This window comes from Vreelandella halophytica (genome assembly GCF_968193635.1).
Map to the genome: position 1 here is coordinate 1410949 of NZ_OZ309107.1, position 19580 is coordinate 1430528.

The window sequence follows — 19580 nt, forward strand, 5'->3', positions numbered from 1 at the left end:
CTACTATAGTGGGTGCCTGAAAAAACGCGAACAGTCGTTTTAATTTTTAAGCCCTCGAGAAGCCAGATTTTCATGGCCGGTCCGCGCAAGTAAGTGATTAAAAAAGCAAGGAGAATCGATGAAGAAGGGAGTCTTTAAGCGCCACTGGCTGAGCGCGGTGGGGCTGGCGCTTTTAACCGGCTGCGCGGTGGGGCCCGAGTACGAGCGCCCGGAGATCGCGCTGCCCGATACCTGGCCCGAGCAAATCACTCTGAGCCAAACCGAGCGCGGTGAGTGGCGCGACTGGTGGCGCCAGTTCGACGACCCGGCGCTCAACGCCCTGGTCGAGCGTGCCACCGAGGACAACCTGGAGCTCGCCGTGCAGTTGGCGCGCATTCAGCAGGCCCGGGCAGAGCTCGGCTTTGCCGACGCGGATCGCTTTCCCACCGTGGGCTATCAGCTCGAGGCCAACCGGGAGCGCATGCCGGGGGCCTCGATCCCCATCGACATCGACCCGGTGCAGGATCTTTTGACCTCGGTCAACAACGAGTTCTCGCTGGCGGCAAGCCTCGAGTACGAGCTGGATCTGTGGGGCCGGCTCGAGCGCCAGCGCGAGGCGGCGCTGGCCTCACTGGGCGAAAACCTGTTCGCCCGGGACGCCGCGGAGATCGGCGTGATCGCCGATGTCGTCACCACCTATTTCGATTTGAAAAACGCCCAGTACCAGCGCGATATTCTCGAAGAGACCGAGGCGACCTACGAAGAGACCTACCGGCTACAGAAGCTGCGCTTCGATCTGGGCGATATCAGCGAGCTTGCCTTTCGCCAGGCCGAGGCCGAGTGGCGCAGCGTGCGCACCGAGCTCCCCCAGGTCAACCAGCAGGTAGAAACGCTGAAAGGGGCGCTGGCCACATTGGTGGGGCTTACGCCGGCGGAGCTGATGGGGGAGCTCGACTACGGCAACACCCGCCTGGTCGAGATCGCCGAACCCCAGCGGTTGCCGCAGCTGTTGCCTTCGGAACTTCTACAGCGCCGCCCGGACATCCGCTCCGCCGAGGCGACGCTGATTGCCGCCAACGCCCAGGTGGGCGTCGCCGAGGCGGCCAGGCTTCCGTCGATCAACCTGACCGCTTCGCTTGCAAGCGTTGCCGCAGACTCGAGCGACCTGTTCACCGACAACGCCCGCGCCTGGGGGCTGGGCGCCTCGGTGGTCGGCCCGATTCTGGATTTCGGCCGCACCCGGGCCAACGTGGAAGTGGCAGAGTCCCAGGTCGAGCAGGCCGACGCCCAGTACCGGCTCACCGTGCAGACCGCCTTCGTCGAGGTGCGCGACGCGCTCAATAGCTACCGGTTCTCCGAGCAGCGCATCGAGGCCGCGGACGAGGAGCTCGCCGCGGTATCGCGGGCCCGCGACCTGGCGGTGCTGATGTACGACCAGGGCCAAACCAGCATGCTCGAGCGCCTGGACGCCGAGCGCTCGCTGCTCTCCGCCAGGCTCGACCGCTCGGCGGTGCAGAGCGAGCGCTTGACCGCCGTGGCCACGCTCTTCAAGGCATTGGGCGGTGGCTGGGAGAGCCAGCCCCGCTGATATCCGGGGCGCAGAGGCAAAGCCAGCGCGGCCAGGCTTTGGTATCATGGGTGTCACTCGCGACGGGTCTGCTTCTGGCAGGCCCGTTTCTCGTGGCCGGCGGTTTTTTCCGGCCCGATTTTAAAACCTTGACCCACCCCGTTCGCGCCGGAGCCCGCCATGGACACCCTGATTTCCCGCATTCAGCCCATTGACGCCGGCATGGAGCGCCAGGCCAGGGCCTATCTGGACTCACTCACCAAACCCCCGGGCAGTCTTGGGCGGCTGGAAGACCTGGCTGTCACGCTGTGCCAAATCAGCGCCACGCTCACCCCCGATGTGACCCCGCCCGGGGTGATCGTCTTCGCCGCGGACCACGGCGTGGCCGCCGAGGGCGTCTCCGCGTTTCCCCAGGATGTGACCGCGCAAATGGTCGCCAACTTCGCCAGCGGCGGGGCGGCGGTCAACGTATTTGCCCGCCAGATCGACGCACGGCTGGAAGTGGTCGATGTGGGCGTGGCAAGCGATATCGAAGCGCCCGGGGTGGTCGCTGCCAAAGTGCGCCGCGGCACGCGCAACTTCGCTCGGGAAAATGCGATGACCGGGGAAGAAGTGGAAAGTGCGATGCAGGCGGGCGCGGACGCCGTTGCGCGCGCCCAAAGGGCCGGCTGTAAAAGCCTGATACTCGGCGAAATGGGGATCGCCAATACCACTGCCAGTAGCGCGGTGCTGGCGGCGCTTTTGAACCATCCGGTGTCCGCGCTGGTAGGGGCGGGCACCGGCCTGGCCCAGGATCGTCTCGCGCACAAGGTGGGCGTGATCGAGCGCGCCCTGAACGAGCGCACCTATAGCGAGGCGCCGCTTTCGGTGCTGGCCGCTCTAGGCGGGCTGGAGCTTGCCGCCATGGCCGGGGCCTATCTTGGCGCCGCCGCCAACCGCTTGCCGGTGGTGGTCGATGGCTTCATCGCGACCGTGGCGGCGCTGGTGGCGGTACGGGTGTGCCCCGCGGTGCGCGATTATCTGGTTTTCGGCCACCGCTCCGCGGAGCCTGGCCACACCCTGGCGCTCGAAGCGCTGGAGGCCACGCCGCTGCTCGAACTCGACATGCGCCTGGGCGAGGGCAGCGGCGCCGCGCTTGCCTTTCCGCTATTGACCGCCGCCTGCGCCATGATGGGTGAGATGGCCACGTTTGCAAACGCCGGCGTTGCAAGCGAGTGACGGTTTGGCTGGTGCTTTGGGCGGTCGCGGTCGATTTGGCCGTGGGCGACCCTCGGCGGCTGCCGCACCCGGTGGTGGGCATGGGCCGGGTGATCGATTTTCTGGAAGCGCGGCTTAATCGCGGCGGCGCCCTTGCCCGGCGCTTCAAAGGCGGGCTTTTAACACTGGTCGTGGTGGGCGGGGTGTTGGGCCTGGCGACGCTGCTTCTCGATCTGTTGAGCAGGGTGCACCCCTGGCTTGGCCTGGCCGCCGAGCTTTGGCTGCTCGCCACGACCTTTGCGATCAAGGGCCTGGCCGAGGCAGGGCGGATGATTGCCGCGCCGCTCGCCCGGGGCGATTTACCCGGCGCCCGCCAGGCACTGGCCAGGGTGGTGGGCCGCGACACCCAACAGCTGGATGAGGCCGAGATCGCCCGCGGCGCGGTGGAAACCGTGGCCGAGAACAGCGTCGACGGGATCACCTCGCCGCTTTTTTTCGCCCTCATCGGCGGCGCGCCGCTGGCGCTTGCTTACAAGGCGGTCAATACGCTGGATTCCATGGTGGGGTACAAAAACGCCCGCTTCGCGGATTTCGGCTTCGCCTCGGCGAAGCTTGACGACATCGCCAACTGGCTACCCGCGCGGCTGACTGCGGTCTGCCTGTGGGCGGCGGGGGCGCTTTTAGCGGCCAGCGGTAAAGAAACCCTCTTCGTGGCCGATGCCTTTACCCATACCCGGCGCCAAGCGCCGCGCCACCCAAGCCCCAACGCCGGCTGGCCCGAGGCGATGGTCGCCTGGCTCATGGGGGTGCGCCTTGGCGGGGTCAACTATTACCAGGGTGTGGTTTCCCATCGTGCAACGCTGGGGCCGGGGAGGGTCACGCTCGGCGCCCGGCATATCGCCGTGACGATTCGCCTGATGCATTTGGCCTGGGGGCTTTTTTTGTTGATGATGATCATCTGTGGTTGGGCGGGAGGGGCGCTCGAAACGCTCGCTTCGGCGGCTGGTGCGGTGACCCTGCGCCTGGGGGCCGAATGATCGCGTTCATAAGCGGCGGGGCGCGCTCGGGAAAGTCCCGGCTGGCCGAAAGCCTCACGCTAAAAGCCGCTAAGGGGCACTGCTACTACGTGGCAACGGCGCGGGTGAGTGATGCCGAGATGGCCGAGCGCGTAGTGCATCACCGGGCCCGGCGCGACAGCCGTTGGGTCACCCTCGAAGCCCCGGTTGATCTTGACCAGGCGCTGGCACGTATTCCGGCCCACCAGGCCGTGCTGGTAGACTGCCTGACGCTCTGGGCCAGCCAGCTCCTGTTCAGCGCAGGGCTTTCCGAGGAGGAAGGCGTCCGGCGCCTCGAGGCGTTCGTGCAACGAGCCCGCGCCCGGCGCCTGCACCTGGTCGTGGTCTCCAACGACATCAACGAGGCGCTGCTGCCGGAGGACCCGGTGGTCTGGCGCTTTGTAAGCTTTCTGCAGCGCCTGCACCGTTTGCTGGCCCAGGAAGCCGACTCGGTGGTCGAGGTCGTCGCCGGGCGCGGCGTCGAGTGGAAACCCGCAAATACCGATTAGAAGAGTCACCGCCTTGAAAAACGCCCTGTTCGGCGCCGTGCTGGCGTTTCAGTTTTTGACCCGCGTGCCGCTGCCCATCGAGTGCCCATGGAACGCCGCCACCCGGCGCTGGGCACTGCGAACCTACCCGGTGGTGGGGCTTTTTATCGGCGCCGTGCTCGTGCTCGTCGCGCATTTTTTGGAGTACGTTGCGATGCCCGCGCCGCTTGGCGCGCTGGCGCTTTTGAGCCTGTGGGTTGCGCTGAGCGGCGCCCTGCATCTCGATGGCGCGATGGACCTGGCCGATGCGCTGGGCAGTAACCAGCCGCTGGCGCGGCGCTTCGAAATCATGAAAGACCCCCAGGTAGGCAGCTTCGGGCTGCTGGCGCTTTTTTTCCTGCTGGCCTGGAAGGCGGTGCTTTTATGGGCGCTGCTCGTCTACCAGGCGCCGCTCGTTTGGCTTTTGATCATTCCGGCGCTGGGCCGCTTTGCGGGCGCGGCGTTTCTGGTGCTAAGCCCCTGCGCTCATCAAGCGGGGCTTGCCTACAGTTTCAAGCGCTCGCTTACCGCGCAAGACGCCGTGCTTGCGCTGGTGCCGCTACTGGTAGTGGCGCTTTTTTACCCGGCGCTGGTCCTGTGGCTCATGGCGGCGCTTTTGTTTACCGCGCTTTACCGGGCGGGTGTTCTGCGTGCCTTCAGGGGCATCAATGGGGATATGGCCGGCGCTTTGATAGAAGGAGTTGAACTGTGGCTTTTGATGGTGATGTGGAGCTGGTGGTGGTTCGCCACGGGATAACGGCCTGGAATCTGGAGCGGCGTTACCAGGGCCAGCGCGATATTCCGTTGTTGTTGCCCGATGCGAAAGAGGGCCTCGACACGCTGCGCGAAGCGCTGGCAGGGGAGGCGTTCGACGCCATTTACGTGAGTGACCTGACCCGCTGCCGACAAACCTTCGAGTGGATCAAGCCCGAAGCCTGTGTAGCGCCGGTCCATGACGAGCCCCGGCTTCGTGAGCTCGACTTCGGCAACTACGAGGGCAAGGTGTACGACGAACTCAAAAACGACCCGGGCTATCGCGCCTGGATTGATAGCGTAGGAGAGCTTAGAATCCCCGGCGGCGAATCCGCGGGTGATCTGCGTCACCGCTTGGACGCCTGGCTCGAGGACGTGGCCCAAAGCGCCCGCCAGTGCGGCCATCAGCGCATACTGGCGGTCACCCACGGCGGGGTGATTCGCGAACTAAGACGGCGTTTCGAGTCCGTGCCTTTCTGGGAGGCCACGGTGCTCCAGGCCACTGGCCGGCGCCTGACACTCAAGTATCACGCTCAGCAAGAGGGGTGGCAATGCAGCTTTTCATCGGCGGTGCCCGCGCTGGAAAACGAGACGCCGTAAAAGCGCGCTTTGAAAACGCCGCCTGGTGGACCCTCGCCCCGGGCCAGCGCCTGGCGGACTGCCACTCGATACTGGTGCCCAACAAACCACTGGTGATCAACGGCTTTTTAAACTGGGTGGCGCGCCACGGCGAATACGAGGCGGATAACGACCGCCTGCGCGCTCAATGGCGTGAGGATATCGATTTTCTATGCCAGGCCGCTGCGGCCCGCAACGCGACCATCGTATTGATTTTAAACGAAGTAGGCCGAGGCCTGGTGCCCATGGCTCAGGACGACCGCCGCCTGCGCGATTTGAACGGCTGGCTGAGCCAGGACGCGGCGAAGCGCGCCGAGCGCGTGTGGTACGTGCGCCACGGCCTGACCCAGCGCCTCGCCGAGGTCGATTGACCTTGTCAGGGCAACTTGCTAGTTTACGCTCACCTTTGGGTGCTGGCCTGCGCGCCAGTTAAACGGGAAGCTGGTGCCCAATCCAGCGCTGCCCCCGCAACGGTAATCGAGTCAAGAACGGCCAATACGCCACTGTGTCGCATTCGACATGGGAAGGCCGCCGTTCGAAAAGGGTGCTGTTAACGTACTCCTTTTGCTCGTCAGCCCGGAGACCGGCCCAAACGTCACGGTTTTACTACCATTTCTGCCGAGTCGCGGAGGGCGTGCTCAGGGCTGATACGCGGCACTCGACCCCGCTATTTCCCCTTGCCAGTTCTCCGCGCGGCCATAAAAAACGGCTGTGCGGGTGAGCACGGCTCGAGGGGCTTTTCATGACATACGCGCGACCTACCGGGCTTGCCGCCTTGACGCTTGCCGCTCTGCCGCTGGCCGCTTTCGCCCAGCCAGGGCCTTCAGCGAACACGACAGCGCCCGAGCGAACCCTCGATCCGGTCGTCGTGACCGCCGCACTCGCCCCGCGCACCGCCCACCAAAGTCTTTCCTCGGTTACCGTGCTCGATGAAGCCACCTTTCGCCGCCAGGACCCGGTCAGCGTCACCGATCTTTTACGCGGCCAGCCCGGCGTCGACGTCTCCAGCAACGGCAGCTTCGGCAAAAATTCGAGCGTGTTCATTCGCGGCACCGGAAGCGCCCAGAACGTCTTGTTGATCGACGGTATCCGCCTGCGCTCCGCCACCAGCGGCGGGGCGGCGTGGTCGAATCTCGACCCGCGCATGTTCGAGCGCGCCGAGGTCGTGCGCGGCCCCAGGGGCAGCCTTTACGGGGCGGATGCCATCGGCGGCGTGGTGCAGCTATTCACCCACCAGGGCGATGAACAAGGCCCGCAGCCGCGGCTCTCCTTCGGCGGCGGCTCTTTCGGCACCGCGCGGGCCAGCGCCGGTATCAGCGGCCAGGAAGGCGGCACGCGTTACAGCTTCGCCGCCAGCCACTTCAATACCGACGGCGAGCCGGTGCGCCGCGGTGGCGACGACAAAGGCTTTGACAACACCTCCGCGCTCGCCCGGGTCTCGCACACTTTTGATAACGGCGCGGAGACCGGCGTACTGGCGCTGCGCGCCAGGGGCAACAACGAGTACGACGAGGGCGAGGACGACTTCGTGCAACAAGTGGCCGCCGTCTACGGTGAGGTGCCGGTGATGGATGCCTGGCGCTCGCGGGTCACGCTCTCCGAGGCCCGGGACGAAAGCGACAACATCGATGAGTTCGGCGACTCCACCTTCGACACCAAAATCCGCACCGCGCGCTGGGAGAATACCTTCACCGCCGGCGCCCATGAGTTCATCGCCGGGGCCGAGTACAGCGAAGACAAGATCGACAGCACCGTCGATTACGACGAAACCAGCCGGGACAACAAGGCGGCGTTCAGCCAGGCGCTTTTCGACTTCGCCCCGTTCACCCTGCAGGCCAGCGCCCGTTTCGACAGCAACGAAAGCTACGGCGACGAGGTGACCGGAAGCGTAGGCCTGGGCTTCGATGTCGACGCCCACCACACCCTGCGTGCCAATTATGGTACCGCCTTCAACGCGCCGACCTATAACCAGCTTTACTACCCGGACTTCGGCAACCCGGACCTCGAATCGGAAACATCCGAGACCGTCGAACTCGGCGCGCGGGGCCAGTACGCAAGCCTCTTTTGGGACGCCGCGCTCTACCAGACCGATATCGACAACCTGATCGCCGGCCAGGGCGAGCAGTTCAACGTGCCCACCTCGCGCGTTCGCGGCGTCGAGCTATCGAGCGGTGTAGAAATCGATGCCTGGACCTTAGCCGCCGCACTCACCTACACCGACCCGGAGAACCGCGCCACCGGCAACCGGCTGCAAAACCGCGCCACGCAAAGCCTGCGTTTGGATGTGGACCGCGCGCTGGGCGAGTACTCCCTGGGCGGTTCCTGGGTGGCGCAGAATCACCGCTACCGCGACGGGGCCAACGACGACCGCCTGGCGGGTTACGGCCTTGTGAACCTGCGCGCCGGCTGGGAGTTCGCGCCCCTGTGGAGCGCCCGGGTGACGCTGGAGAACGCCCTGGATCAGGATTACGTCACCACGCGCTCCTTCGATGGCGCCGACTACATCAACGCCGGCCGTGCGGCGTTTTTGAGCGTCAACTTTGGTCAATAAGTGGCTTCTGGGCCTGGCAGCGGCGCTCTTTATAAGCGCCACCGCCCAAGCCGAGGTGTGCGCCCAGGACGATCTCGACCGCGAGGTGTGTTTGAGCGCCCCGTCCGAGCGCATCGCCGCGCTTTCGCCGGGGGCGACGGAGCTCGTTTACGCCGCCGGGGCCGGCGAGCAGGTGGTAGCGGTGGTGTCATTTAGTGACTACCCGCCCGAGGCGCAAGCGGTAGCGTCCGTTGGCAGCCACACGCGTCTTGATCTTGAGGCGCTGGTGGCGCTCGAACCGGACCTGGTGATTGGCTGGGTGACCGGCAACCCCGCCGAGCAGCTCGACACGGTAGAGGCGCTGGGTATGGCGGTATTTTATATCGAGCCGCGCAGTGTAGAGGGGGTCGCCAGCGCCATCGAGCGTCTCGCCGCGCTTTCCGGCACCGATGCCGAGGGCGAGCGAATCGCCCAGCGCTTTCGCGACGAAATGGCGGCGCTGGAAGCGCAGTACGCCAACCAGCGCCCGGTCGATACCTTCTACCAGGTGTGGGACGCGCCGCTGATGAGCGTGAACGACGAGCACCTGATCGGCCAGGTGATTCGCCTGTGCGGCGGTCGCAACGTGTTTGGAAGCCAGGGCCGGCTGGTGCCGCGCCTGGACGACGAGGCGGTACTCGCCGCTGACCCGGCGGTGATCGTCGCCGGCGGCATGGGCGAGGAGAACCGCCACTGGCTGACCCACTGGGAGCAGTACCCGATTCTCGAGGCGGTCGCCCATGACCGGCTCTATTTCGTGCCGCCTTCGCTGATTCAGCGGCCCACGCCGCGCCTGGCTGAAGGCGCGCGTCTTTTATGCGAGCACCTGGCCACCGCCCGCACCGAGGCGGCGCCTTGAACGTAAGCCACTTGAAAGCCTGGCCCGCTGCGCTGGTTGGCCTGGCCGTGCTGGCGCTGGGGCTGGCGCTCGTCAGCGGCAGCGCATCAGTAGGAGTGGGCGAGCTTTTAAAGGTTTTAACCGGCGGGGGCGAGGCGCTCTCGCGCACCCTGGTGCTGGATTTACGCCTGCCCCGGGCGTTCTCCGCCTTCGCGGTCGGCGGGCTGTTGGCCGTTGCCGGGGCGCTGATGCAGGTGCTTTTACGCAACCCCCTGGCGGATCCTTACGTGCTGGGGCTTTCCGGCGGGGCGAGCATCGGGGCGCTTGGCGCGATGCTCGCGGGTATCAGCGGCTTGCTGGTCACCGGCTCCGCGTTTGTCGGCGCGCTGGTCTCGACGCTTTTGGTATTTGGCCTGGCCCAGGGGCGCGGCGGCTGGACCCCGGCGCGGCTTTTGCTGACCGGCGTGGTCGTCGCCTCGGGCTGGGGCGCGGTAATTACCCTGATGCTTGCGATGAGCCCGGCCGAGCGCCTGCCGGGCATGCTCTACTGGCTGATGGGCGACCTCGCCTACGCGCGAACGTTCTGGCCGCCGCTTGCGGTGTTGCTGGCTACCTGCGTGCTTTTATGGCCGCTGGGCAGAAGCCTGAACGTGCTGGCCCGCGGCCCGCACCAGGCCGCCGCTTTAGGTGTGGCGGTGCGCCCACTGGAGTGGGGCATTTACGTACTGGCAAGCCTGCTGACGGCGGTGGCGGTAACCACCGCGGGCAGCATCGGCTTTGTGGGCCTGGTGGTGCCGCACATGCTGCGCCTGGGGCTGGGCAACGACCAGCGCCGGATTCTACCCGCCTGCGCCCTGGCCGGCGGCACGCTGCTGGTACTGGCGGATACGCTCGCGCGCACGCTGATCGCCCCGGAGCAGCTGCCTGTTGGTGTGATCACCGCGCTTTTAGGCGTGCCGACTTTTTTGCTGCTGCTCTACCGGAGCCGCCCATGAGTACGCTAAGCGCGAAGGGGCTGGTGCTCGAGATTCCGGGCCGGGTAACCGGCCAGCCCATCGAGGTGAGCGTGGCACCCGGCCAGGTGTGGGGCGTGCTCGGGCCTAATGGGGCGGGCAAAACCACGCTCTTGCATACACTCGCCGGGCTGAACGCGCCGCGGGCGGGCCACGTCGAGCTCGACGGCGCGCCGCTTGGCTCGTTCAAGCGCCGCCATATCGCCAGGCGGCTGGGGCTGGTGTTTCAGGAGCGCATGGATGGCTTTCCCGCCACGGTACAAGAGAGCGTGATGATGGGCCGCCACCCGTACCTGTCACTTTGGCAGCGCGAGCGTCATGAGGATATCGAGCGCCTGAAGGCGGCGCTGGCCCAGCTCGATTTGAGCGCGCTCGAAAAGCGCTTGATCACCACGCTCTCCGGCGGGGAGCGCCAGCGGGTGGCGCTGGCCACGGTGCTGACCCAAAACCCGGCGGTGTGGCTTCTGGACGAGCCCACCAACCACCTGGACCTTCACCATCAGAGCGCGGTCATGGCGCTGTTGACCGAGCAGGCCCAAGCGGGGAAGGCGGTGATGATGTGCCTGCACGATCTCAACCTGGCCACCCGCTGGTGCAGCCATTTACTCCTTTTATACCCGGATGGCGAGGTCAGCGCCGGGCCGCGCAATGAGGTACTTAAGCTCGACGCCCTGGAGCGGCTCTACCGCCAGCGGCTAAGCGTAGCCGAGATCGACGGCGCGCCGGTCTACATGCCGCGGGTGACCCCCACCCAAAATGCCGGGAGGCCCTTGTGACGACGTTTCCCTTTGCCGCCGTCGTGGGTCATGAAGCGCTCAAGACCGCGCTGATCCTCAATACCATCAACCCGCGCATTGGCGGGGTGCTGATCAGCGGCCCGAGGGGCAGCGCCAAATCGACCCTGGCCCGGGCGCTGGCCGCGCTGCTGCCCAAAAGCGCCGCCGGTGAAGCGGCGTTCGTCACGCTCCCCCTGGGCGCCAGTGAAGAGCGCCTGACGGGCAGTCTCGACGTCAACCGCGTGCTGGCCGACGGCCAGGTCCACTTTCAGGAAGGGCTTTTGGCCCGTGCCCACGGCGGCATTTTGTACGTCGATGAGGTCAATTTATTGGCGGACACCCTGGTCGACCTGCTGCTCGATGTCGCCGCCAGCGGCACCAACGTCGTCGAGCGCGACGGCGTCAGCCACTCCCACGCGGCGCGCTTTAGCCTGGTCGGCACCATGAACCCGGAGGAGGGCGAGCTCAGGCCGCAGTTGCTGGACCGCTTTGGCCTGAGCGTGGTGCAGCCAAGCGAGACGAGCGTTGCCGAGCGCATCGCCATCGTGCGCCAGCGCGAAGCGTTTGACCGTGACCCTGAAGGTTTTGCCGAGCGCTTTTTACAAGAGCAGCGTGCACTGATCGAGCGCGTGGCCCGCGCCCAGCAAAGGCTTGATAGCGTCATCACACCGGACGCCGCCTATGAGCAGATCGCCAAACGCTGCGCGGCGGCAGGGGTCGAGGGCCTGCGCGCCGACGTCACCTGGCACCGCGCCGCCCAGGCCCACGCCGCCTGGCGCGAGGCAGCCAAGGTCGAACAAAGGGATATCGACGCCGTCGCCGCCTGGGTGCTCGACCACCGCCGCACCGTCCCGGAGGACGAAAGCCCGGATTCAAACGACGACGGCGAATCGAATAACGGCGAAAGCGGCGGCTCGGGGAACCAGCCGAACAGCCGCTCGGGCAACACGCCGCCGCCAACGTCCAACCGTGGTGAGGCGGCGGGCGCAGGTGCGGGCCAGGGCGCTAGCGATAATGCAGGCTCAGACGATTCAGGCCAGTGGGGCGCCATGGCGCCGGTCAAACAGCAAACCGCGGCGAATGAGGCGGGCCCAATGATACCGCAAGCGCCCTTACGCGCCCCGGTCAACAACGCCTTGAACGACCCGATGGAAGGCGGCGCGCGCAAGGGCCGCCAATGGGGCCGCGGCGCGTTCAAGCGCGCCCCGGCGGCCACACCACGGCTCGACCCGTTCGCGACCATCGTCGCCAACCGCGGCGTACGCCCCTGGCAAACGCTTTGCTACCGCCCGGCGCGCGCTGGCCAGCCGCGCCTTCACCTGGTGCTGCTGGATACCTCGGGCTCCACGCTGTCTTCAACCCCAGGCGGGCGGCTTTTAAGCCGCGCCAAGGGCTTTGTCGAGGCGCTAACCCGCCAGGCGTATCGGGGCCGCGAGCAGCTCGCCGTATTCGGCTTTGGCAACGACACCATCACGGCGTTACTTGCCCGCCAGCGCGCGCCCAAAAGCCTTTTGGTGAAACTCGACGACGCCGCGAGCGGCGGTGGCACCCCGCTTCGCTGGGCGGTGGAGCAGGCCGGGCGCCTGGTGCGCCAGTGGCAGCGCCGCGAGCCCGGCCTGCACGTTTTGACCTACCTGATTACCGATGGCCGCACCCGCGACTCCCTGGCGGGGTTAAAGCCACTGGGCGACTGCCTGGTGCTGGACACCGAACAAGCCAGGGTCAAGCGCGGCCAGGGCGAGCGGCTCGCCCGCGAGCTGGGCGCGCGCTATCAACCCCTCCCTTTTCAGGAGACCCCATGAGCATCGAGCGCCACCAAAACCGCATGCAGCGCAAAAAGGAAGTGGTCGACGAGCGCATTAGCCAGGCCACCGAAGAGCGCGGCGTGCTGATCCTTTTAAAGGGCAACGGCAAGGGCAAGAGTAGCTCCGCTTTGGGCACACTTGCTCGCTCGCTGGGCCACGGCCAACAAGGCGCGGTGATTCAGTTCATCAAGGGGCGCCGGGAAACCGGCGAGTACCTGTTTTTTCGCGACCACCCGCGTCTTGAATGGCACATCATGGGCCAGGGCTTTACCTGGGAGACTCAGGATCGCGCGCGGGATGTAAAAGCCGCCCAGGCCGCTTGGCACGTCGCGAAGGGGCTTTTGGAGAATCCGGACGTCGATATCATCGTGCTCGATGAAATGAGCTACATGTTCAAGTATGGCTACCTGGACGTGGCGCCGGTGGTCGAGGCGTTACAAAGCCGCCCGGCGCACCAGAACGTGATCATTACCGGGCGCACCATGGCAACGCCCTTACAAGAGATCGCCGATACCATCAGTGTCGTTCAGGACGAGCGCCACGCCTTCCGAGCCGGTGTGAAGGCCCAAAAGGGGATCGAATACTGATGCGTACCGCTCGTTGCCCCGCGCTCTTTATCGCCGCACCGTCATCCGGGCAGGGCAAAACCACCGTGACCGCCGCACTTGCCCGTCTTGTACGCAACCAGGGCAAGGTCGTGCGGGTATTCAAGACCGGCCCGGATTATCTTGACCCGCAAATTCTCGCCCAGGCCAGCGGCGCGCCGGTGGACCAGCTCGATTTGTGGATGGCCGGCGTTTCTTATTGCCGCCAGCGCTTTTATGAAGCCGCGGTCGATGCGGATTTGATCCTCGTCGAAGGCGCCATGGGCCTTTTTGACGGCGAACCTTCAAGCGCTGACTTGGCCGCGCTTTTTAACATTCCGCTGGCCGTGGTGATGGACGTCAAGGGTATGGCGCAAACCGCCGCCGCGGTGATGGCGGGGCTGGCGGGCTTTCGCGACGACATCAACATCGCCGGGCTGATCGCCAATAGCTGCGCCACCGCCCGCCACCGCGAACTCATCGAAGGCGCGCTTCCCGCGCACATTCCGCTGCTGGCCAACATCGCCCGGGACCCCGCGCTTGCGCTTCCCGAGCGCCACCTGGGGCTGGTGCAGGCGGATGAGATCCGCGAGGAGCTCGAAGCGCGTTTCGAGGCCGGCGCTGCGGCGATGAAAGCCGCCGGGTTTTTGGAGGCGCTAAGCGCCCTCGAACCGGTAAGCTTCGCGGCGCCACAAGACGCGCCGCCCACGCTTGGCCCGGTGCTTGCCGGCCGCACCATAGGGGTCGCCCGGGACGCCGCGTTCAGCTTTATCTATCAGGCGAACCTGGACGTTTTAACGCAGATGGGCGCGACGCTACGCTTTTTCTCGCCCATGGCTGATCAAGCGCTACCGGCGTGCGACGCTTTATGGCTGCCCGGCGGCTACCCGGAGCTTCACGCCGCCGCGCTTTCGGACAACCACGCCATGAAAGCGGCGATTCGCGGGTTTTTCGAGGCGGATAAACCGATTCTTGCCGAGTGCGGGGGGCTTTTATATAGCCTCGAAACGCTGACCGACTACGACGAGGCGCGCCACAGCCTGCTTGGTTTGCTACCTGGCCACGGTGCGATGCGCGGGCGGCGCGGCTGCCAGGGGATGCAAACCGCGGCCCTGCCGGAAGGCGACATTCGCGGCCACGCCCACCACCGCTCCATGGCCGAAGGCACCCCAAAACCGGTGGCTTATGGGCGCCGCCAGCGCCACCCGGCCCCCGGCGAGGCGATTTACCGCGCACGCCGACTGACGGCGACCTACCTGCACCTGTTTTTCCCGAATAACCCCGAGGCCGTGGCCGCGCTTTTTTCCGCGCGCCTTACGGCCAGTGAACCGCTATCCCGCGAGGCCTTGAATGCCAACTCCTAACGTACAGCTGAGCAAAATTCCCGCCACCGTCGTCACCGGCTTTCTGGGCAGCGGCAAGACCACGCTTTTGGCCAGCATCCTGCGCCGCATGACCGGCAAGCGCATCGCCGTGATCGTCAATGAGTTCGGCGAGCAGGATATCGACTCCGACCTTCTGCGCAGCTGCGCGCTCGACTGCGAACCCGGAGCCGAAGGCGCCGCACTTGAGGGGGATGACGACGGTATCTACGAGCTCGCCAACGGCTGCATCTGCTGCACCGTGGAGGAAGAGTTTCTGCCGGTGATGAAAAAGCTCGTCGAGCGGCGCGACCGGATCGACCATATCCTGATCGAAACCAGCGGCCTGGCGCTACCCAAGCCCCTGGTGCAGGCGTTCAACTGGCCGGAAGTGCGCCAGCACTGCACCGTGGATGCGATCATTACCGTACTCGATGGGCCGGCCGTCGCCGCCGGGCGCTTCGCCCACGATGAAGCGCGCGTGGCCGCCCAGCGCCTCGCGGACGATAGCCTCGACCACGACCCCAGCCTGCAGGAGCTTTTGGATGACCAGCTAAGCGCCGCGGATCTGGTGCTGGTGAGCAAAACCGACCTGCTAAGCGAGGACGAAAAATTGCGCGTCGAAGCGCTGATCGCCGCCAAGGTGCCCCAGTCGGTCAAGACGCTGTTCATCGACCCCACGCTTGCCGACAACGTCGCGCAGCTGGAGGCGCTGATGGGCATCGGTGCGGCAAGCGAGGAGGGGATCGACGCGATCACCAACCACCACGACAAGCACCACGCCGAGGGCGCCCACCACGACCATGCCCACGATCATTTCGACTCCTGCGTTATTAACCTGGGCGAAGTCGACGCCACCGCCCTGGATGCCGCGCTCCAAACCCTTTTGAACACCCAGCAAATTTACCGCGCCAAGGGCTTTGCCGCGGTGCCGGGCAAGCCGATGCGCCGCGTAGTGCAGGCGGTGGGCAAGCGCCTGGACGGCTATTTCGACCGCCTATGGGCGCAAGACGAGCCGCGCCAGACCCAGCTGGTGTTCATCGGCCACGACCTTGACCGCGAGGCGATCGAAAAGGCCCTGGCCGATAGCGAGATGACGGCCAGCGCCTGATGCATCTATTTGCCGCCAAGCCCGGGGGCTTTGTCGACGATGAAGGCATCGTCGATTTACAGCAAAGCCCTTCTGAGGTCGTGATTCTCTCCGCCGCCGATAGCAACCTGTCGGCGTTGGCCCAGGCCGCTGATCGGCTGGGCGAGGCCTACCCGAGCCTGCGCCTGGCCAACTGGATGAACCTGGCCAAGCCCGCGGCGTTCGACCTTTACGAGCACAAGGTGCTGGAGCACGCCAAAGTGGTCGTGGTCTCGCTTTTGGGCGGCAAGGGTTACTGGCAGTACGGCTTCGAGCGTTTGCTTGCCTGGCAGGCCGCGGGCACTGAGCGAGCGCTCATCGTCGTGCCCGGCTGCGACGCGCCGGACGATGCGCTGCTGCGCGAGTCGAGCGTGGGCTTTGATGACGCCTACCGGGTCTGGCGTTTTCTTCGCGAAGGCGGCGTGGACAACGCCGAGCAGCTTCTACGCTTTATCGCCGCGAACTGTATGCCGCAAAGCCTTGAAAATTTTAGTTGGCGGGAGCCGCGGGTCGTTCCGCCGGCGGTGATCTACGCACCGCAAGGCGCTAAGGCCTCGGGCAGCCTTCACGAGTGGCGCAAAACCCGCGGCGGCGGCCCGACCTGCCTTCTGGTGTTTTATCGAAGCCACCTGCAGGGCGGCAATACCGGCGTGGTCGACGGTATGCTTGAAGCCCTTGAAGCCGAGGGGCTTTCGCCGCTGGCGGTGGCGGTAGCCTCTCTCAAAGAGCGCGCCTGTATCGAGTTCGTCAATCACCTGATCGAGGCGACCGGCGCGGGGCTTTTGATCAACACCACGAGCTTCTCGGTCAACCGCAACAGCGACGAGGCGGACACCGAGTCCGTCACGGTCGCCCCCGACGCGAGCCTGTTTACCGGCCAGCCCGTGGTGCTGCAGGCGATGCTTGCCAGCAGCACTGTTGAGGACTGGGCGGCATCGAGCGCCGGGCTTCGCGCCCGGGACGTGGCGATGCAGATCGTGCTTCCGGAAATGGACGGCCGGGTGCTTACCCGGGCCGTGGGCTTCAAGGCCGAGGCCCATTTCAATGAGCGCTGCCAGCTTTCGATCACCCATCACGGCGTCAATCGTGAGCGCGCCGCTTTCGTGGCCCAACTCGCCCGGCGCACCCTGGCGCTTCGCGAAACGCCCAACGCCCAAAAGCGCGTGGCGCTGATCATGGCCAACTACCCCAACCGGGACGGGCGCATCGGCAACGGCGTGGGGCTCGACACCCCGGCCTCGACGCTCAATATTTTGACCGCCCTTCAGCAAGCGGGCTACCCGGTGGCGGACCTTCCCGAAAGCGGCGACGCATTAATTGGCCTGCTTCAGGGCTCGATCACCAACGATCACGCGGGGCTAGATCGCGGCTGCTGGCAGAGCATCGGCGTGGACGCGTACCTGGCCTGGTTCGAGACCCTGCCCGAAAGTCTTCGCGCGGCGGTGACCACGCGCTGGGGCGCCCCACAAGACGACCCCAAGTACCGCCAGGGGCGGCTAATGATTGCCGGCGTGCGCTTGGGCGAAACCTTCGTCGGCATTCAGCCCGAGCGCGACTTCGCGGACGACTTGACCCAGTCCTACCACGATATGGAGCTGGCGCCACCGCACAGCTACCTGGCCTTCTATTTGTGGCTGCGCGAGCACTACGGGGTAGAAGCGGTGGTTCACGTGGGCAAGCACGGAAGCCTTGAGTGGCTGCCGGGCAAGAGCACGGCGTTAAGCGGTGAGTGCTGGCCGGAAATAGCCCTGGGGCCGCTGCCGCACTTTTATCCGTTCATCGTCAACGACCCGGGCGAGGGCGCCCAGGCCAAACGGCGAAGCCAGGCGGTGATTATCGATCACCTGATGCCGCCGCTGGCCCGCGCCGAGCTATACGGCCCCATGGCCGAATTGGAGGCGCTGACGGACGAGTACTACCAAGCGCTGGACATGGACCCCCGGCGCGAGGCGCTGATTCGCAGCCAAATTCTTAAGCACCTGCGCGATTCCGGCATCGACCAGGAACTCGCCCAAGGTGGTGACTGCGGCGGCGAGTGCGACGCTGAGCTGCTAAGCGAATTGGACACGTTTTTGTGCGATATCAAGGAGAGCCAGATTCGCCACGGCCTGCACGTGCTGGGCACCAACCCGCCGCTTGAGAAGCGCGCGGGCACGCTGGTCGCGCTTTTGCGCCTGCCCCGCGGCAACGTCGTGACCCGACGTAGCCTGTTGCAGAACCTGGCCGATGATTTAAACCTCGAGATTGACCCGCTGGCCGCCGGCAGCGAGGCCTGGACGGGCCCGACGCCTGCGGTGCTGAAGGCGCTGCTGACAAGCCCCTGGCGCAGCGGCGCGGATACCCGCGAGCGCCTGGAGCTTCTGGCCGAGCAGCTGGTCAGCGCCTACGTGCTACAAGACGACTGCCTGGAGGCGCTTTCGCGCGACTACCCGGCCACCGCCGAGCAGCTCGCCTTTGGCCGCACGCTTTGGGCCACATTACAGCGCGGCGTGACGATGGAGCTTGGCTCGCTAATCGCGGGCCTTGAAGGGCGCTTCGTACCCGCCGGGCCGAGCGGCGCGCCAAGCCGCGGGCGCCTCGATACCCTGCCCACCGGGCGCAACTTCTTCAGCGTGGACAACCGCTCGATCCCCTCTCCTGCGGCCTGGCAGTTGGGCGAGAAATCCGCCCAGGCGTTCGTGGAGCGCTACCTGCAGGACCACGGCGACTACCCGCGAAGGCTCGGGCTTTCGATTTGGGGCACCGCCACCATGCGCACCGGCGGCGACGATATCGCCCAAGCCTTTGCGCTGATGGGCGTGCGGCCCAAGTGGTCGCTGGGTTCCCAGCGGGTGATCGATTTCGAGGTCATCCCCGCGATGCTTTTAAACCGGCCCCGGGTCGATGTCACGCTGCGGGTTTCCGGTTTTTTCCGCGATGCGTTCCCCAACGTGCTTCGCCTGTTCGACGCCGCGGTGCAGGCGGTGGCCGACTACAACGAGCCCGGCAACAGCAACACGATTCGCCAGGCCGTGCGCGCCCGCACCGCGGAGCTAAAAGCCCAAGGGCTGGACGAGGAGCAGGCAAGCGAGCAAGCGCGCTACCGCATATTTGGCAGCAAGCCCGGCGAGTACGGCGCGGGGCTGAACCGGCTGATCGAAAACCGCAGTTGGGAAAGCGCGGGTGACTTGGCCGAGGCGTACCTGAGCACCGGCGCCTACGCCTACGGCCAGTTCGAAAACTCGGGTACTCGGGCCCGCGGGGCGTTTGAACAGCAGGTGAAGGGGCTGGACGCGGTGATGCACAACCAGGATAACCGCGAACACGATATTCTCGATTCCAACAGCTACTACGCCTTTCAAGGGGGCCTGGCCAACGCCAGCCGCGCGCTCAGCGGAAAACAACCGACGATCTACCATGCCGACCACGCCAACCCGGCGAGGCCCACCATTCGCACCTTGAAAGAGGAGCTCGCCAAGGTGATTCGCTCCCGGGTGCTGAATCCCAAGTGGATCGAGGCGATGCGTGAACACAGCTACAAGGGCGCGTTTGAAATGGCCGCGACGATCGATTACCTGTTCGCCTATGACGCCACTACGGATTTGATCGCCGACTACCAGTACGCCCAGGTGAGCCAGGCGCTGGTGCTGGATGAAACCAACCAGCAGTTTCTGCGTGAGCATAACCCGGCTGCCCTTGACGAGATGGCCGAACGGCTGATGGAAGCCGTCCAGCGCGGCATGTGGCAGGCGCCCGGCGAGCAGGCTGAAAAACTGGGTGAGCTACTGCTGGAAATGGACGAAGCCAAAGAACGGGGCGGGCGGTGAACC

Annotated in this window: 16 protein-coding genes and 1 riboswitch; all 16 genes read left to right on the plus strand. The window is 65.8% G+C overall.

Annotated features, from left to right (window positions below):
- Positions 1–118: 118 nt before the first annotated feature.
- The 16 genes from ACWHXT_RS06625 (at position 119) to cobN (ending at position 19577) form a co-directional block, all read left to right on the plus strand.
- A complete protein-coding gene (locus ACWHXT_RS06625) occupies positions 119–1567 on the plus strand; it encodes an efflux transporter outer membrane subunit (protein ID WP_447957681.1) in 1449 nt (482 codons plus the stop codon).
- A 159-nt stretch (positions 1568–1726) separates the two neighbouring features.
- The gene (gene cobT / locus ACWHXT_RS06630; RefSeq protein ID WP_447957682.1) at positions 1727–2764 is read left to right on the plus strand and encodes a nicotinate-nucleotide--dimethylbenzimidazole phosphoribosyltransferase; all 1038 of its coding nucleotides are present in this window, start codon (positions 1727–1729) and stop codon (positions 2762–2764) included.
- Positions 2761–3780, plus strand: a complete 1020-nt coding sequence (gene cbiB, locus ACWHXT_RS06635) for an adenosylcobinamide-phosphate synthase CbiB (RefSeq protein ID WP_447957683.1) — start codon at positions 2761–2763, stop codon at positions 3778–3780. Before cobT ends, cbiB begins: the two co-directional genes overlap by 4 nt.
- On the plus strand, positions 3777–4307 hold the full coding sequence (locus ACWHXT_RS06640; RefSeq protein WP_447957684.1) for a bifunctional adenosylcobinamide kinase/adenosylcobinamide-phosphate guanylyltransferase: 531 nt from the start codon (positions 3777–3779) through the stop codon (positions 4305–4307). Before cbiB ends, ACWHXT_RS06640 begins: the two co-directional genes overlap by 4 nt.
- Positions 4308–4320: 13 nt before the next feature.
- A complete protein-coding gene (locus ACWHXT_RS06645) occupies positions 4321–5082 on the plus strand; it encodes an adenosylcobinamide-GDP ribazoletransferase (protein ID WP_447957685.1) in 762 nt (253 codons plus the stop codon).
- The gene (locus ACWHXT_RS06650; protein ID WP_447957686.1) at positions 5034–5678 is read left to right on the plus strand and encodes a histidine phosphatase family protein; all 645 of its coding nucleotides are present in this window, start codon (positions 5034–5036) and stop codon (positions 5676–5678) included. Before ACWHXT_RS06645 ends, ACWHXT_RS06650 begins: the two co-directional genes overlap by 49 nt.
- Entirely contained in the window at positions 5630–6067 is a 438-nt protein-coding gene (locus ACWHXT_RS06655; protein ID WP_447957687.1) for a bifunctional adenosylcobinamide kinase/adenosylcobinamide-phosphate guanylyltransferase, read from the plus strand. Before ACWHXT_RS06650 ends, ACWHXT_RS06655 begins: the two co-directional genes overlap by 49 nt.
- A gap of 20 nt (positions 6068–6087) precedes the next feature.
- Positions 6088–6302, plus strand: a riboswitch (cobalamin riboswitch).
- Between the two features lie 136 nt (positions 6303–6438).
- Entirely contained in the window at positions 6439–8247 is a 1809-nt protein-coding gene (locus ACWHXT_RS06660) for a TonB-dependent receptor domain-containing protein (RefSeq protein ID WP_447957688.1), read from the plus strand.
- Complete coding sequence (locus tag ACWHXT_RS06665; protein WP_447957689.1) at positions 8237–9124, plus strand: cobalamin-binding protein; 888 nt, start codon at positions 8237–8239, stop codon at positions 9122–9124. The genes ACWHXT_RS06660 and ACWHXT_RS06665 overlap by 11 nt, the downstream gene beginning before the upstream one ends.
- Positions 9082–10098: a FecCD family ABC transporter permease gene (locus ACWHXT_RS06670; protein ID WP_447957690.1), complete on the plus strand. Its 1017-nt coding sequence runs from the start codon at positions 9082–9084 to the stop codon at positions 10096–10098. Before ACWHXT_RS06665 ends, ACWHXT_RS06670 begins: the two co-directional genes overlap by 43 nt.
- Positions 10095–10892 (plus strand): ABC transporter ATP-binding protein, encoded by a 798-nt coding sequence (locus ACWHXT_RS06675; protein ID WP_447957691.1) that lies wholly within the window; start codon positions 10095–10097, stop codon positions 10890–10892. Before ACWHXT_RS06670 ends, ACWHXT_RS06675 begins: the two co-directional genes overlap by 4 nt.
- Positions 10889–12694, plus strand: coding sequence for an AAA family ATPase (locus tag ACWHXT_RS06680; RefSeq protein WP_447957692.1), 1806 nt, complete (start codon positions 10889–10891; stop codon positions 12692–12694). Before ACWHXT_RS06675 ends, ACWHXT_RS06680 begins: the two co-directional genes overlap by 4 nt.
- On the plus strand, positions 12691–13284 hold the full coding sequence (cobO, locus tag ACWHXT_RS06685) for a cob(I)yrinic acid a,c-diamide adenosyltransferase (protein WP_447957693.1): 594 nt from the start codon (positions 12691–12693) through the stop codon (positions 13282–13284). Before ACWHXT_RS06680 ends, cobO begins: the two co-directional genes overlap by 4 nt.
- Entirely contained in the window at positions 13284–14645 is a 1362-nt protein-coding gene (locus ACWHXT_RS06690) for a cobyrinate a,c-diamide synthase (RefSeq protein WP_447957694.1), read from the plus strand. Before cobO ends, ACWHXT_RS06690 begins: the two co-directional genes overlap by 1 nt.
- Complete coding sequence (gene cobW, locus ACWHXT_RS06695) at positions 14632–15753, plus strand: cobalamin biosynthesis protein CobW (protein ID WP_447957695.1); 1122 nt, start codon at positions 14632–14634, stop codon at positions 15751–15753. The genes ACWHXT_RS06690 and cobW overlap by 14 nt, the downstream gene beginning before the upstream one ends.
- Complete coding sequence (gene cobN, locus ACWHXT_RS06700) at positions 15753–19577, plus strand: cobaltochelatase subunit CobN (protein WP_447957696.1); 3825 nt, start codon at positions 15753–15755, stop codon at positions 19575–19577. The genes cobW and cobN overlap by 1 nt, the downstream gene beginning before the upstream one ends.
- Positions 19578–19580 lie beyond the last annotated feature (3 nt).